The sequence below is a fragment of the Cupriavidus sp. 30B13 genome, assembly GCF_049059565.2.
Classification (GTDB): domain Bacteria; phylum Pseudomonadota; class Gammaproteobacteria; order Burkholderiales; family Burkholderiaceae; genus Cupriavidus.
This window is the reverse complement of sequence record NZ_CP188223.1, coordinates 3253532-3266370: the sequence shown is the minus strand read 5'-3', so window position 1 is coordinate 3266370 and position 12839 is coordinate 3253532. Positions and strand designations below refer to the sequence as shown.

The 12839-nt window shown below is 71.8% G+C and carries 9 protein-coding genes; 5 read left to right on the top strand and 4 right to left on the bottom strand.

The features are described from left to right. Positions 1-35: 35 nt before the first annotated feature. Positions 36-1589: a cobyric acid synthase gene (locus ACKI2N_RS15010; RefSeq protein WP_420993444.1), complete on the top strand. Its 1554-nt coding sequence runs from the start codon at positions 36-38 to the stop codon at positions 1587-1589. Positions 1590-1705: 116 nt separating this feature from the next. After that, positions 1706-2422 (top strand): AAA family ATPase, encoded by a 717-nt coding sequence (locus tag ACKI2N_RS15005; protein ID WP_420993443.1) that lies wholly within the window; start codon positions 1706-1708, stop codon positions 2420-2422. Here the strand turns inward: ACKI2N_RS15005 and ACKI2N_RS15000 are convergent. Beyond that, positions 2419-2970 carry a GNAT family N-acetyltransferase gene (locus ACKI2N_RS15000; protein WP_420993442.1) on the bottom strand — a complete coding sequence of 184 codons (552 nt, stop codon included), beginning with the start codon at positions 2968-2970 and terminating at the stop codon, positions 2419-2421. The genes ACKI2N_RS15005 and ACKI2N_RS15000 overlap by 4 nt on opposite strands. A gap of 214 nt (positions 2971-3184) precedes the next feature. Between ACKI2N_RS15000 and ACKI2N_RS14995 the strand changes: the two genes are divergently transcribed. After that, positions 3185-4384: a PepSY-associated TM helix domain-containing protein gene (locus tag ACKI2N_RS14995; protein ID WP_420993441.1), complete on the top strand. Its 1200-nt coding sequence runs from the start codon at positions 3185-3187 to the stop codon at positions 4382-4384. Between the two features lie 78 nt (positions 4385-4462). Here ACKI2N_RS14995 and panC read toward each other — a convergent pair whose 3' ends face one another. From panC to ACKI2N_RS14980, 3 genes are all read right to left on the bottom strand, one after another. Next, a complete protein-coding gene (panC, locus tag ACKI2N_RS14990) occupies positions 4463-5311 on the bottom strand; it encodes a pantoate--beta-alanine ligase (RefSeq protein WP_420993440.1) in 849 nt (282 codons plus the stop codon). Positions 5312-5464: 153 nt separating this feature from the next. Then, complete coding sequence (locus ACKI2N_RS14985; protein ID WP_420993439.1) at positions 5465-6346, bottom strand: segregation and condensation protein A; 882 nt, start codon at positions 6344-6346, stop codon at positions 5465-5467. Positions 6347-6374: 28 nt separating this feature from the next. Continuing rightward, positions 6375-6563 carry a DUF3460 family protein gene (locus tag ACKI2N_RS14980; protein WP_420993438.1) on the bottom strand — a complete coding sequence of 63 codons (189 nt, stop codon included), beginning with the start codon at positions 6561-6563 and terminating at the stop codon, positions 6375-6377. Between the two features lie 208 nt (positions 6564-6771). Here ACKI2N_RS14980 and ACKI2N_RS14975 point away from each other — a divergent pair, with 208 nt between their 5' ends. Both ACKI2N_RS14975 and ACKI2N_RS14970 read left to right on the top strand, forming a co-directional pair. After that, positions 6772-8658 (top strand): autotransporter assembly complex protein TamA, encoded by a 1887-nt coding sequence (locus ACKI2N_RS14975; RefSeq protein ID WP_426989875.1) that lies wholly within the window; start codon positions 6772-6774, stop codon positions 8656-8658. A gap of 37 nt (positions 8659-8695) precedes the next feature. Next, positions 8696-12829, top strand: coding sequence for a translocation/assembly module TamB domain-containing protein (locus ACKI2N_RS14970; protein WP_420993436.1), 4134 nt, complete (start codon positions 8696-8698; stop codon positions 12827-12829). Positions 12830-12839: the final 10 nt, after the last annotated feature.

Sequence of the window (12839 nt, the reverse complement as noted above, 5' to 3'; positions counted from 1 at the left end):
GCCGGCCGGCCCGGCGCGGGTGCGATAATTCCGCGATGCAAAATCCTCTCTCCAAAGCCGGTCCCGGCACGCTGCCGGGTGGCTTGCGCGGTACCTTGATGGTGCAGGGCACGACCTCCGACGCGGGCAAGAGCACGCTGGTGGCGGGCCTGTGCCGCCTGCTGGCGCGCGCCGGCGTGCGCGTGGCGCCGTTCAAGCCGCAGAACATGGCGCTCAACAGCGCGGTTACCGCCGACGGCGGCGAGATCGGCCGCGCCCAGGCCCTGCAGGCGCAGGCCGCCGGGCTGGCGCCGCACACCGACATGAATCCCGTGCTGCTCAAGCCCAGCAGCGATACCGGCGCGCAGGTCATCATCCACGGCCAGGCCCGCATGGACCTGAGCGCGCGCGACTACCACGCCTACAAGCCGGTGGCGATGCAGGCGGTGCTGGCGTCGCACCGGCGCCTGGCGGACGCCTACGCGGTGGTGCTGGTGGAGGGCGCCGGCAGTCCGGCGGAGATCAACCTGCGCGACCGCGACATCGCCAACATGGGCTTTGCCGAGGCGGTGGACTGCCCGGTGGTGCTGGTGGCCGACATCGACCGCGGCGGCGTGTTCGCGCACCTGGTGGGCACCCTCGACTGCCTGTCGGACTCCGAGCGCGCGCGCGTGAAGGGCTTCGTCATCAACCGCTTCCGCGGCGACATCGCCCTGCTCGAGCCCGGCCTGGACTGGCTGGAGGCGCGCACCGGCAAGCCGGTGCTGGGCGTGCTGCCCTACCTGCACGGCCTGCACCTGGACGCCGAGGACGCCATCGTCGGCGCGCAGGCGGCCAAGCGGGGCGAACTGCTGCGCGTGATCGTGCCGGTGCTGCCGCGCATTTCCAACCACACCGATTTCGACGCGCTGCGCGCCCATCCGCAGGTGGACCTGCGCTTCGTCGGCCCCGGCATGCCGATTCCGCCGGCGGACCTGATCGTGCTGCCCGGCAGCAAGAGCGTGCGCGCCGACCTGGCCTTTTTGCGCGCCAACGGCTGGGAGGCGGCGCTGCGGCGCCACCTGCGCTACGGCGGCAAGGTGATCGGCATCTGCGGCGGCATGCAGATGCTGGGCCGGCGCGTGGAAGACCCGGCCGGCTACGAAGGCCCGCCCGGCGGCAGCGACGGCCTCGGCCTGCTCGACTACGGCACCGAGCTGGCGCCCCACAAGCAATTGCGGGTGGTGGCCGGGCGCCTGGCGCTGGCGGCCGCAGATGCCGCAGATGCCGCGGTGCAGGGCTACGAGATCCACATGGGCGTGACCACCGGCCCGGCGCTGGCGCGGCCGGCGCTGTGGCTCGACGGCGGGCGCGTGGACGGCGCGCTGTCGGAGGACGGCCAGGTGCTGGCTTCCTACGTGCACGGCCTGTTCGACCAGCCGGCCGCCTGCGGCGCGCTGCTGCGCTGGGCCGGGCTGGCGCGGGCCGAAGGCGTGGACCTGGCCGCGCTGCGCGAGGCCTCGCTGGAGCGCCTGGCCGATACGCTGGCCGCCCACCTCGACCTGCAAGCGCTGCTGGCGCCGCTGCAAGCGCCCGCCGGCGGCAGTCACGCAGCCGCCGCCAACTGCTAAACTCGCACGCGGGCCCGCGCCGCCGGGGGCCGGCAACGTCGATGTCCCGGGCGGCAGGAGCCGATGCGGCGCGCGCCCGCGGCCGCCCTGGAAACCGCTAGCGGAGAGTCCCCGAAATGCCCGTAGTCGTGATCGCCAATCCCAAGGGCGGCGTAGGCAAGACCACGCTGGCCACCAACCTGGCCGGCTATTTTGCCCGCGCCGGCCACGCGGTGATGCTGGGCGACACGGACCGCCAGCAATCCTCGCGCGCGTGGCTGGGCCTGCGCCCGCCCACGGCGCCCGCGATCGCCACCTGGGAAATCAGCTCGGACCATATCGCCCGGCCGCCCAAGGGCACCACCCACGTGGTGCTGGACACCCCGGCCGGCCTGCACGGCTGGCGCTTCAACGACGTGATGAAGCTGGCCCACCGCGTGGTGGTGCCGCTGCAGCCCTCCATGTTCGATATCCTCGCCACCCAGGATTTCCTGGCCCGCCTGGCCGACGACAAGCGCGTGCGCCACGGCGACGTGGCGGTGGGCGTGATCGGCATGCGGGTGGACCTGCGCACGCGCGCGGCGGAGCAGTTGCAGCGCTTCGTGGCGGGGCTGGGGCTGCCGGTGCTGGGCTTCCTGCGCGACACGCAGAACTACGTGCAACTGGCCGCGCACGGCCTGACCCTGTGGGACGTGGCGCCGTCGCGGGTGGCGCGCGACTGGGAGCAGTGGCAGCCCATCATCGGCTGGCTGGACCCGGCCGCCGCCGGGGCCGCCGCGCCGCATGCGGCCGCCGGGGCGGCCGGGGCGGGCGCGTCCGACCCGTCCGCCCCGGCCGGCGCACCGGCGGCCTAGCCGCCCAGCCGCGCGAGCAGGGCGTCCAGGTCGTTCCAGCTGACGCGGCGCACGGCCACCATGAGGTCCGCGCCCGGGAACGGGTCGTCGAACGGCTCGCCCTCGATGCCGTCCAGCCGCCGGTAGAACCCGCGCGCCTGCACGTTGGCGTCCAGCACGTAGAGAAACAGCGGCTGCCCGGGCCAGCCGGCGATGGCGCGGCGCACGCACGCGGCGAACAGGCGCTTGCCCACGCCCATTCCGTGCCACTGCGGCATCACATGCAGGTTATCCAGGTAGATGCCGAACTCCGGCTCGGCGTGCGGCTGCAGGCAGGAGAAGCCGGCCGGCTCGCCGTCCACGCGCGCCAGCGTGACTTCCAGCGGCGCCTCGGCGCCATCGACCAGCCGCGCCCGCCAGGTGCGCAGGCGCTGGGCCGGGGCTTCCTGCTCCAGATAGCCGTCCGGCAGCACGCCGCGGTAGGCGTGCTGCCAGCTGCGCGCGTGGAGCGAGGCGACCAGCGCCGCATCGCGCGGGCCGGCGGGCGTCAGTTCGATCGTCCTGGTCATGTTCGGTGTGTTCGGCTTGCGGTGCTGGTCAGGCTCGCCATTTTGCCCCAACTCCCGCGCCGGCCGGCGCTGACACACAGCGGATACACAGCCGCGCGGCCGTCCTGCTAGAATCGCGAATCCTTCGCATTCTCATTTTTGCCGGCGGCGGGCAAGGTGCTTCCGCCGGCATGCCGTGCGCCGTACCCACCCCACATACAGATATCCCGTCCTCATGGTCACCGGCCGCCTGCGCGTCGTCCTCGTCAAGACCCACCTGTACATCGGCCTGTCGGTGGGGCTGCTGTTCATCATGCTGGGGCTGACCGGCACCACCATCGCCTGGCGCGACGAGCTCGACGCCCTGATCAACCCGGAGCTGCTGAGCGCCACGGCCGACGTGCCGATGCCGCTGGCGCCCGCCACCGTCAAGGCCGTCGCCGAGCGGCTCGAAGCCGACCCGCACTATGGCCGGCCGCGCATGATGATGCTGCCGTCCTCGCCGCGCGAGGTCTTCGTGGCCTGGTATCCGGTCAAGGGGCCGGGCGGCGAGGGCCGCTCGCGCCAGGTCATGGTCGATCCGGTCACGCTGGCCGTGAAGGGCGAGCGCATCTGGGGCCAGCCCGGCCTGTCGCGCCCGCTGCTGATGCCCACGCTGTTCCAGCTGCACCACTACCTGCTGTCCGGCGAGACCGGGCGCACCATCCTCGGCGTGACCGGCATGCTGCTGCTGGTGCTGATCGTCGCCGGCGTGCTGCTGTGGCTGCCCAAGCTCAGGCCGCGCGCGCTGCTGCGCGCGTTCCGCGTCAGCCACGGCGGCTCGTGGTCGCGCTTCAACTACTCGCTGCACCGCACCGCGGGCATCCTCGCCGCGCCGGTGCTGGCCACCATGGCGTTCTCCGGCTGGTACCTGAACCTGCCCAAGTGGGTGACGCCGATCGTGGCCAGCGTCATGACGGTGACGCCGCCGGGCAAGCCGGTTTCGGCGCCGGCGCCGGCCGGCACGCCGCTGCTGGGCATCGCGCAGGCGGTCACCGCCGCGCGGGGCCTCTACCCGGAGGCCGATGTCACCCGCGTGAGCTTCCCGCGCAAGCCCGGCGATCCGTTCGAAGTGCGCCTGCGCCAGCCGGGCGAGGTGCGCCGCGACACCGGCGCCACCCGGCTCTGGCTCGACGCGCATACCGGCCAGCGCGTGGCGGTGCGCGACCCGCTGAAGGCCGCCGCCGGCGACACCTTCCTCAACTGGATGTACCCGCTGCACACCGGCGAAGCGTTCGGCCTGCCGGGGCGGATCTTCATCTCGGCGTTCGGCCTGGCGCCGCTGGCGTTCGGCGTGACCGGCTTCCTGATCTGGTGGAAGCGGCGGCGCGGCCACCGCAGGCATGTGGTGCGCACGATGGAGCGCGCGCAGGTCGGCGGGGTGAAGGGGGCGTGAGGCTGGGGCGCCTCCGTCGGAGCAGAAAAGGGGCGTCCGCGGACGCCCCTTTTTCATGACCGGGCCTTTGCCCGCGACTCAGATCTCGAGGTTGTCGATCAGGCGGGTGGCGCCGAGCTTGGCGGCGGTAAGCACCACCAGCGGCTCGCCGGCGACCAGTTCGTCGCGGCTGGGCGGCTGCAGGTCGACGCGCTTGCGCACCGCCACGTAGTCCGGCTTCCAGCCGCGCGCCGCCAGGGCGGACACGGCGCCGGCCTCGATGGCGGCCAGGTCCGCGCTGGCGCTGTCGGCGGCCAGCACGGTGTCGCGCACCTGGTGCAGGGTCCGGTAGAGCACGGGGGCCTCGGCGCGCTCATCGGGGGTCAGGTAGCGGTTGCGCGAGGATAGCGCGAGGCCGTCCTCGGCGCGCACGGTCTCGGCCGGCACGATGTCGATCGGCAGCGCGAACTGGTTGGCCATGCGGCGCACGATCATGAGCTGCTGGTAGTCCTTCTTGCCGAACACGGCCACGCGCGGCTGCGCGCACGAGAACAGCTTCATCACCACGGTGCACACGCCCTTGAAGAAGCCGGGGCGGAACTCGCCTTCGAGAATGTCGCCGAGGTCGTGCGGCGGCTCGACGCGGTATTCCTGCGGCTCGGGATACATGTCGCGCTCGGTGGGCGCGAACAGGACGTAGACGCCTTCCTTCTGCAGCTTCTCGATGTCGTCCTGCAGCGTGCGCGGGTATTTGTCGAAATCCTCGTTGGGCCCGAACTGGAGCCGGTTGACGAAGATCGAGGCGACCACCGGGTCACCGTGCTGGCGCGCCAGGCGCATCAGCGACAGGTGGCCTTCGTGCAGGTTGCCCATGGTCGGCACGAAGGCCACCCGGTTCTGCCCGCGCAACTGGTCCCGCAACTCGTGAATGGAGGAAATGACTTTCATGAAGTTGGTGTGCTGGTCGTGGTAGGAGTGTGCCCGGCGCGGTTCTGCGCGGATGGCGGCGGGAGGCCGGCCGGGCTGGCGCTCTTGTCGGCGCCGGCTGTCGGCGGATTGTAGAGCATGTCGCGCCGTTCGGACGGCGCTGGCCGGCGCGGATCAGTTGGGAATGTACGCCAATCGCACATAAATCGGTGCGAACGGCTCGGCCTGGGTGATCTCGACCAGCGACTCGCGCGACAGCTCGAGCATGGCGATGAAGTTGACCACCACCACCGGCACGCCCTTGCCGGAGCGCACCGCTTCGTCGAAGAGCTGGCTGAACTCCATGAAGCGCGCATGCTGCAGGCGGCGCAGGATGTTGCTCATGTGCTCGCGCACCGACAATTCCTCGCGCGAGATCTTGTGGTGCTGGTTGAGCCGGGCGCGCTTGAGCACGTCGGCCCAGGCGGCCTGCAGGTCCGGCAGCTCCACGTCGGGGAAGCGCGGCGCCAGACTCTGCTCGATGTACACCTGCGAGTGCAGGAAGTCGCGGCCGAGCTGCGGCAGCTGGTCGAGGCGCAGCGCGGCGAGCTTCATCTGCTCGTATTCCAGCAGGCGGCGCACCAGTTCGGCGCGCGGATCCTCGGCTTCCTCGTCGCTGTCGGTCTTCTTCACCGGCAGCAGCATGCGCGACTTGATCTCGATGAGCATGGCCGCCATCAGCAGGTACTCGGCGGCCAGTTCCAGGTTGCTCTTGCGGATCTGCTCGATATACGTGAGGTACTGGCGCGTCACTTGCGCCATCGGGATATCGAGGACGTTGAAGTTCTGCTTGCGGATCAGGTACAGCAGCAGGTCCAGCGGGCCTTCGAACGCCTCCAGGAAGACTTCGAGCGCATCGGGCGGGATGTAGAGATCCTGCGGCAGCTTGAACAGCGGCTCGCCGTACAGGCGCGCGAAGGCCATGCCGTCGACCGCCGCCGGCGTGGAGTCCTGGCCGGGCGCGACGCTCGGCAGCTCGATCGCCAGCGACAGCTTGTCCTGCTCGCTCTGGTTCATCGGGGGCGGGGGCGGCGCAGCGGACGCCTCAGTCCAGCGAGTAGACGTAGGGTTTCTGCGCCACGCGCGAGGCGAGGGCGCGATCGCGCTCCTCGAGGTTGATCGGCGCCTTGTCCCACAGCAGGGAGCGGCCCTGGCGCTGTTCTGCCTCCAGGGAAGGATGCTCTTCCTTGAGCGACTTCAGGAACTGGGTGATATCCGATTCGTAGGCGGCCATGGCGGAAAACTTGTGAGATTGAAGAAGCAGCCGGGATTTTACCGTATCGGCGGGCGCCGGCAGGGGTTTGCGCGCAAGCGGGTCCGCGCGGACCCGCCCGGGCCCCGGCGCGCGGTTTCCGGCCGGGGTCTTTTTGGGCCGCGGCGGCAGGCGGGGCGCCCGATGTGGTCAAATGTCGACTTCGCATGATGTGCACCGATCGATGAGGATGGATCCAGGGAACGAGCGCCTGCTGCCTGCCGCGCCCTCCGGCCCGCCGCCGGGGAAAGCGTCCGTCCCGCGCCGCCCGCCGCGGCTGCCGCGGCTGCTGCCGGCGGCCGTGTCGGTCGCCCTCGCGCTGTGCGCGCTCCCCGCCGCGGCCACCTACAAGGTCGAGGTGGAGGCGCCCAAGGCGATCAAGGACATGCTCGAGGAGCACCTCGACCTGTCGCGCTACCGCACGCGCGACGACATCTCGCCGGACCAGTTCGACTACATGGTCGAGACCGTGGGCGAGCAGGTGCGCCAGTTCACCTCCACCGAGGGCTATTTCGACCCGACCACCACCACCCGGGTGGAAGGCAGCGGCGACCAGCGCACCGTCCATGTCACCGTGGACCCCGGCGCGCGCACGCTGATCCACGCGGTGGACGTGGACGTGACCGGCCCCGCCGCCACGCAGTCGCCGGCACAGGTGGCCGAGCTGCGCGCCAAGTGGGGCCTGCCGGTGGGCGAGCCGTTCCGCCAGGCGGACTGGAGCAAGGCCAAGGAGGACGCGCTGGTCGAGCTGCAGAGCCATACTTACTACGGCGCGCGGCTGACCGGCTCGCAGGCGCGCGTCGACCCCGACGAGCAGGCCGCCGACCTGAGCGCGCGCTATGCCAGCGGCCCGGCCTACAGTCTGGGGCCATTGCGGATCAGCGGCCTGCGCCGCTATCCCGAACAGATCATCCGCAACGTCAATCCCTTGTCGGAGGGCGAGCCCTACCGCGTGGAACGGCTGCTCGAGTTCCAGCGCGCGATCCAGAACCAGCCGTATTTCTCCAATGTGGAGATCGACCTGGGCAGCCAGGGCGACGCCGACCAGAGCGACGAGCAGAAGGCCAGCGAGCAGGCCGACCCGCCGCTGGACCAGAATGCCGACCATGTGACCGCGCCGGTCTACGTGCGCGTGCGCGAATATCCGGCCAACCGGCTCTCGTCCGGCGTGGGCTACACCACCGACACCGGCGCCCAGGTGGAGGGGCGCTATTCCTATTACAACCTGTTCAACCGCGCCTGGGTGTTCGACTCGCAGGCCCGCCTCGAGCAGAAGCGCCAGTACGCCTTCGCCGAGGTGGCCATGCCGCCCGACACGCGCACCTACCGCAACAGCGTCTACGGCAGCTACGAACGCACCATCGACCTGGAAAGCACCGACCTGACCAGCCTGCGCACCGGCCTGAAGCGCTCGCGCTCGCGCGAGAAGTACGACACCACGCTCTCGCTCGACTATTACTACGACAACCTGCAGCCCTACGGCGAGCAGGCGCAGCTCAGCCACGCGCTGGTGCCGGCCTTCGCCTGGACCCGGCGCGACGTGGACAACCCGGTCTTTCCCCGCCGCGGCAACGTCATCAACACGCAGCTGGGCGTGGCGGCCAAGCACGTGCTCAGCGACGAGACCTTCTTCCGCGTCTACGGCCGCATCCGCCAGTACATCCCGGTGGGCAAGCGCGACCTGGTGGTGGCGCGGCTTGAGCTGGGCGCCGACATCACGCATGGCGACGTGGCCGGGATCCCCGCCTCGCTGCGCTTTCGCGCCGGCGGCACGGACTCGATCCGCGGCTACGGCTACCAGTCCATCGGCACGCGCAGCGGCGCCAGCGTGCTGCCCGCCAAATACCTGGGCACGGCCAGCCTGGAGTATCAATACTGGTTCCTGTACGACTGGGGCGTGGCGATATTCTGGGATACCGGCACCGCGACCGACAACCTGACCGGCGTCAGGCTCTACAACGGCGTGGGCATCGGCGCGCGCTGGCGCAGCCCGGTCGGCCCGGTGCAGCTCGACGTGGGCTACGGCATCCAGGAGAAGCAGTTCCGCCCGCATATTTCGCTGGGAGTCGCTTTCTGATGACGATGCGCGAGCCCGCCCGCAGAGGATCCGCCGCATGAGCATTCCCGACATGCCCCCGGTGCCGGCCCGCGACAGCGGGCCGCCGCCGCCGCGGTCGGGCCGCCGGCGCCTGTGGCGCTGGCTGGCGTGGCTGGCCGCGCTGGTGCTGCTGGCGCTGGTGGCCGCGGTGCTGGCGGCGGTGCTGGCGCTGCGCACCGAAGCCGGCACGCGCCAGTTGTGGTCGCTGGCGACGCGGCTGTCCGCCGGCGCCTTGTCCGGCACGCTGGAGGGCGGCACGGTGGCGCGCGGGCTGCGCCTGCGCGACGTGGTCTTCGCCAGCGGCCAGACCCGCGTCACGGTGGACCGAGCCGAGGGCGAGTGGGCGCTGGGCTGGTCGCCGGCGCGACTGCACGTGAGCTGGCTGCGCATCGGCAAGGTGACGTTGCGGCTGCCCCCGGCCGCGCCCGACAGCGCGCCGGCCACGCTGCCCCGGTCGCTCGAGCTGCCGCTCGCGGTGGACGTGGACGCGCTCACGCTGGAGCGCCTGGCGCTGCTGCAGGGGCCGCCGGCCACGCCGAGCGAACTGGTGTTCTCCGGGCTGGCGGGCACGCTCCATTCGGACGGACTGCGCCATCGCGCCAGCATCGACCAGTTGCTCACGCCCTACGGCAAGCTGGCCGCCAACGCGCAGATCGCCGGCCAGGCGCCGTTCGCGCTCACCGGCGGGGCGCTGCTCGAAGGCAGCTGGCAGAAGGAATCGTTCCATATCAGCGCCAGCGCGAGCGGCTCGCTGGCCGCGCTGCACGCCCAGGCCGAGGCCAGCGGCGACCGCCTGCACGGCCGCGCGGCCGCCGACCTGACGCCGTTCGGCAAGGTGCCGTTTACCCACGTGCGCGTCGACGGCGAACAGATCAATCCGCAGCTGTTCAGCCCTTCGGCGCCGCGCGCCAACCTGTCCGTGCATGCCGACCTGCGGCCGGTGGAGGAAGCCGCGGCGCCGGCGCTGGCGCCGTCCGCCCCCTCGGCGGCCCCGGCGTCCGCCGCCGGGGCGTCCGCGCCGGTGGCGCCACCCGCCCGCGCGGCGCCGCTGCGCGTGGCCGGCGAGGTGCGCGTGGTCAATCACGAGGCCGGTCCGCTCGACGCGCAGCGCCTGCCGGTGGAATCGGCGGAGGCGCGCATCGAGGTGAGCGAGGCGTCGCAGGTGGTGCGCGACCTGCGCGTGGCGCTGCCGGGCCGCGGCGAGATCCGCGGCAGCGGTGCGCTGCGCGACGGCCGCGGCGGCTTCGACCTCGACGTGCGCGGCCTCGATCCGAAGGCCCTGCACGGCAGCCTGAACCGCGTGCGCCTGTCCGGGCCGGTGATCGTGCGGCTGGAGCCGGGCCGGCAGAGCGTGGCGGTGGACCTGTCCGGCGGCGAGCTCAAGCTGTTTGCCGACGCGCGCCTCGACGCCGACGCGGTGACGCTGACCGCGCTGCGCGCCGGCATCGGCAACGGCACGCTCAACGCCGAGGGCAAGCTCTCGCTCAAGGACCAGCAGCCCTTCAGCTTCAAGGGCCGGCTGGCCAACTTCGATCCCGCGCGGCTGGCCGAGGTGGCGCCGGGCAACATCAATGCGGAGTTCGCCACCAGCGGCACGCTCGCGCCCGAGCGGCGCGTGTCGCTCGATTTCACGGTGCGCGACAGCGTCTACGCCGGCCTGCCGATGCGCGGCGAAGGCAAGCTGCGGCTGGCCGGCGAGCGCCTGCTGCCGAGCCAGGCCACGCTCGACATGGCCGGCAACCAGGCCCGGCTCGACGGCAGCTTCGGCGCGCGCGGCGACCGCCTCAGGCTGCACGTGGACGCGCCCCAGCTCGACCGGCTCAAGTTCGGCGTGGCCGGCCTGCTCAAGCTCGACGCCGACATCACCGGCACGCTGGCCAGGCCCGAGGTGGCCGGCAGCTACAGCGCGCAGGCGCTGGCGGTCGGCCCGCACAAGGTGGCCAGCGCGAGCGGCAAGGCGGAGCTGCGCGGCGGCCTGAACGGCACGCTGGCGCTGCAGCTTAACGTGCGCGACTACCGCGGCCCGTTCGCCTCGCTGCGCACGCTCGACGCTACGCTGAGCGGCACCCAGGCCAGCCACGCGTTCGAGCTGAAGGCGGCCGGCGCGATGCACGACAAGCCGCTCGACCTGACCCTGGCCGGGCAGGGCGCCTGGCAGGGCGCGGCGGGCTGGAGCGGCACCATCCGCACGCTGGAGGAGCGCGGCACCGTCAACGTGCGCCTGCTGGCGCCGGCGCCGCTGCAGGTGGCGGACCAGCGCGTGAAGCTGGGCGCGGCCGGCCTGCAGTTCGAGCGGGCCCGCGTCAACGTCGACGGCTTCGAGTTCGACCATGGGCGCATCCGCACGCAGGGCAACCTGGACGGCCTGCAGGTGGGCAACCTGCTGCGCCTGGCCGAAGCCTTCACCGGCGAGGCGCCGCCGGTGCGCTCGGACCTGGTGCTGGACGGGCGCTGGAACGTCACGCTGGCCGAGACCGCGGCCGGCTTTGCCGAACTGCGCCGGCGCAGCGGCGACATGTCGGTCAACGCGGGGCGCGGGTACACCACGCTGGGCCTGGGCGAGACCGCGCTGCGCGCCGACCTGGCCGGCAACCGCATCAACCTGCGCGGCGGCATCGAGGCGTCGCGGCTCGGCAAGGTTACGGTGGACGCCTCGGCCGGGCTGCTGCAGGAACAGGGGCTGCTGACGGTGACGCCGGCCTCCGCGCTGGCGGGCAAGGTGACGGCGGACATTCCCCGGCTCAAGACGCTCGAGGCGCTGAGCGGCCCGCAATATGCGTTCGAGGGCCGGGTGGGAGCCGTGCTGCGGCTGGCGGGCACGGTGGGCAACCCGCTGCTGACCGGCAACATCGACGGCGAGGCCATCGCGCTGACGCTGTACGACGAAGGCATCCGCCTGACCGACGGCGTCGTGCGCGTGGCGCTGGACCAGAACACGATCGAGCTGCGCCAGGTGGAGTTCCACGGTGGCGACGGCAAGATCGTCGCCACCGGCAACATCAAGCTGGGCGACACGGATCCCAACCTGACCGGCAAGATCGTGGCCGACAAGCTGCAGATCTTCGCCAGCCCGGAGCGCACGCTGATCGTTTCCGGCGACGCCAGCATCCTCAACGAAAACCGCCAGATCGTGATCCGCGGCAAGTTCCGCGTGGACCGCGGGCTGTTCGACCTGCCCAAGGCGAGCGCCCCGGTGCTGGGCGACGACGTGGTGGTGGTGCGCCGGCGCGACCAGCGCGAGTTGAAGACGGCCGCTACGCCGGTGCCGGAAACCAAGCCGGCCAGCCGCTTCAGCCCGCTGATCGACCTCACGCTGGACCTGGGCGACAACTTCCGCTTCCGCGGCGCGGGCGCCGACCTCAAGCTGGGCGGGCAGCTCGGCGTGCGCAGCGCGCCGCTCACGCCGCTGCGCGCCACCGGCACCATCCGCGTGACCGAGGGCACCTACGAGGCATTCGGGCGCAAGCTGGACATCGAGCGCGGCATCGTCAACTTCAACGGTCCGGTGGACAATCCCAACCTGAACATCCGCGCCATGCGCCGCAACCAGGACGTATCGGCCGGCGTGGAGGTGACCGGCACGGTGCGCCTGCCGCGCGTGCGGCTGGTGTCCGAGCCCAACGTGCCGGACGAGGACAAGCTGTCGTGGCTGATGTTCGGCTACGGGGCCGAAAGCAATACCGCCGGCCAGACGCAGCAGCTCAACGCCGGCGCGCTGGGCGGCGCGGCGCTGGGCATGCTGGGCGGGCGCGCCGGCAAGGGGATCGTCCAGCATCTGGGCATCGACGAATTCTCGATCGGCCCGAGCACGGCGGGCCTGAACGACCAGCAGGTGGTGAGCGTGGGCAAGGCGGTGACCGAGAAGATCTCGGTCGGCTACGAGCAGAGCCTGACCAGCGCCTCCAACGTGGTCAAGCTGACGTGGGCCTTCTCGCGGCGCTGGTCGCTGATTGCCAAGGGCGGCTCGATCAACGGCCTGTCCGTGCTGTTCAATCGCCGCTTCGACCGCTGGGCCAGTCTGTTCAGCGGCACCCCTGCCCGCGCCGCGGGCGCAAGGAGCCAGACCGATGCCAGCCAGGATACCGCCACCGACAACACAGACAGCACCACCGCGCCGGCCGGCGCCGCCTCGGATGCCGCGGCGCGCTGAGCCAGGCGGG

Bases quoted from the DNA above. Each gene is read 5' to 3' on its own strand.
- ACKI2N_RS15010 (WP_420993444.1), top strand. From the start codon at position 36: ATGCAAAATCCTCTCTCCAAAGCCGGTCCCGGCACGCTGCCGGGTGGC.
- ACKI2N_RS15005 (WP_420993443.1), top strand. From the start codon at position 1,706: ATGCCCGTAGTCGTGATCGCCAATCCCAAGGGCGGCGTAGGCAAGACC.
- ACKI2N_RS15000 (WP_420993442.1), bottom strand. From the start codon at position 2,970: ATGACCAGGACGATCGAACTGACGCCCGCCGGCCCGCGCGATGCGGCG.
- ACKI2N_RS14995 (WP_420993441.1), top strand. From the start codon at position 3,185: ATGGTCACCGGCCGCCTGCGCGTCGTCCTCGTCAAGACCCACCTGTAC.
- panC (WP_420993440.1), bottom strand. From the start codon at position 5,311: ATGAAAGTCATTTCCTCCATTCACGAGTTGCGGGACCAGTTGCGCGGG.
- ACKI2N_RS14985 (WP_420993439.1), bottom strand. From the start codon at position 6,346: ATGAACCAGAGCGAGCAGGACAAGCTGTCGCTGGCGATCGAGCTGCCG.
- ACKI2N_RS14980 (WP_420993438.1), bottom strand. From the start codon at position 6,563: ATGGCCGCCTACGAATCGGATATCACCCAGTTCCTGAAGTCGCTCAAG.
- ACKI2N_RS14975 (WP_426989875.1), top strand. From the start codon at position 6,772: ATGGATCCAGGGAACGAGCGCCTGCTGCCTGCCGCGCCCTCCGGCCCG.
- ACKI2N_RS14970 (WP_420993436.1), top strand. From the start codon at position 8,696: ATGAGCATTCCCGACATGCCCCCGGTGCCGGCCCGCGACAGCGGGCCG.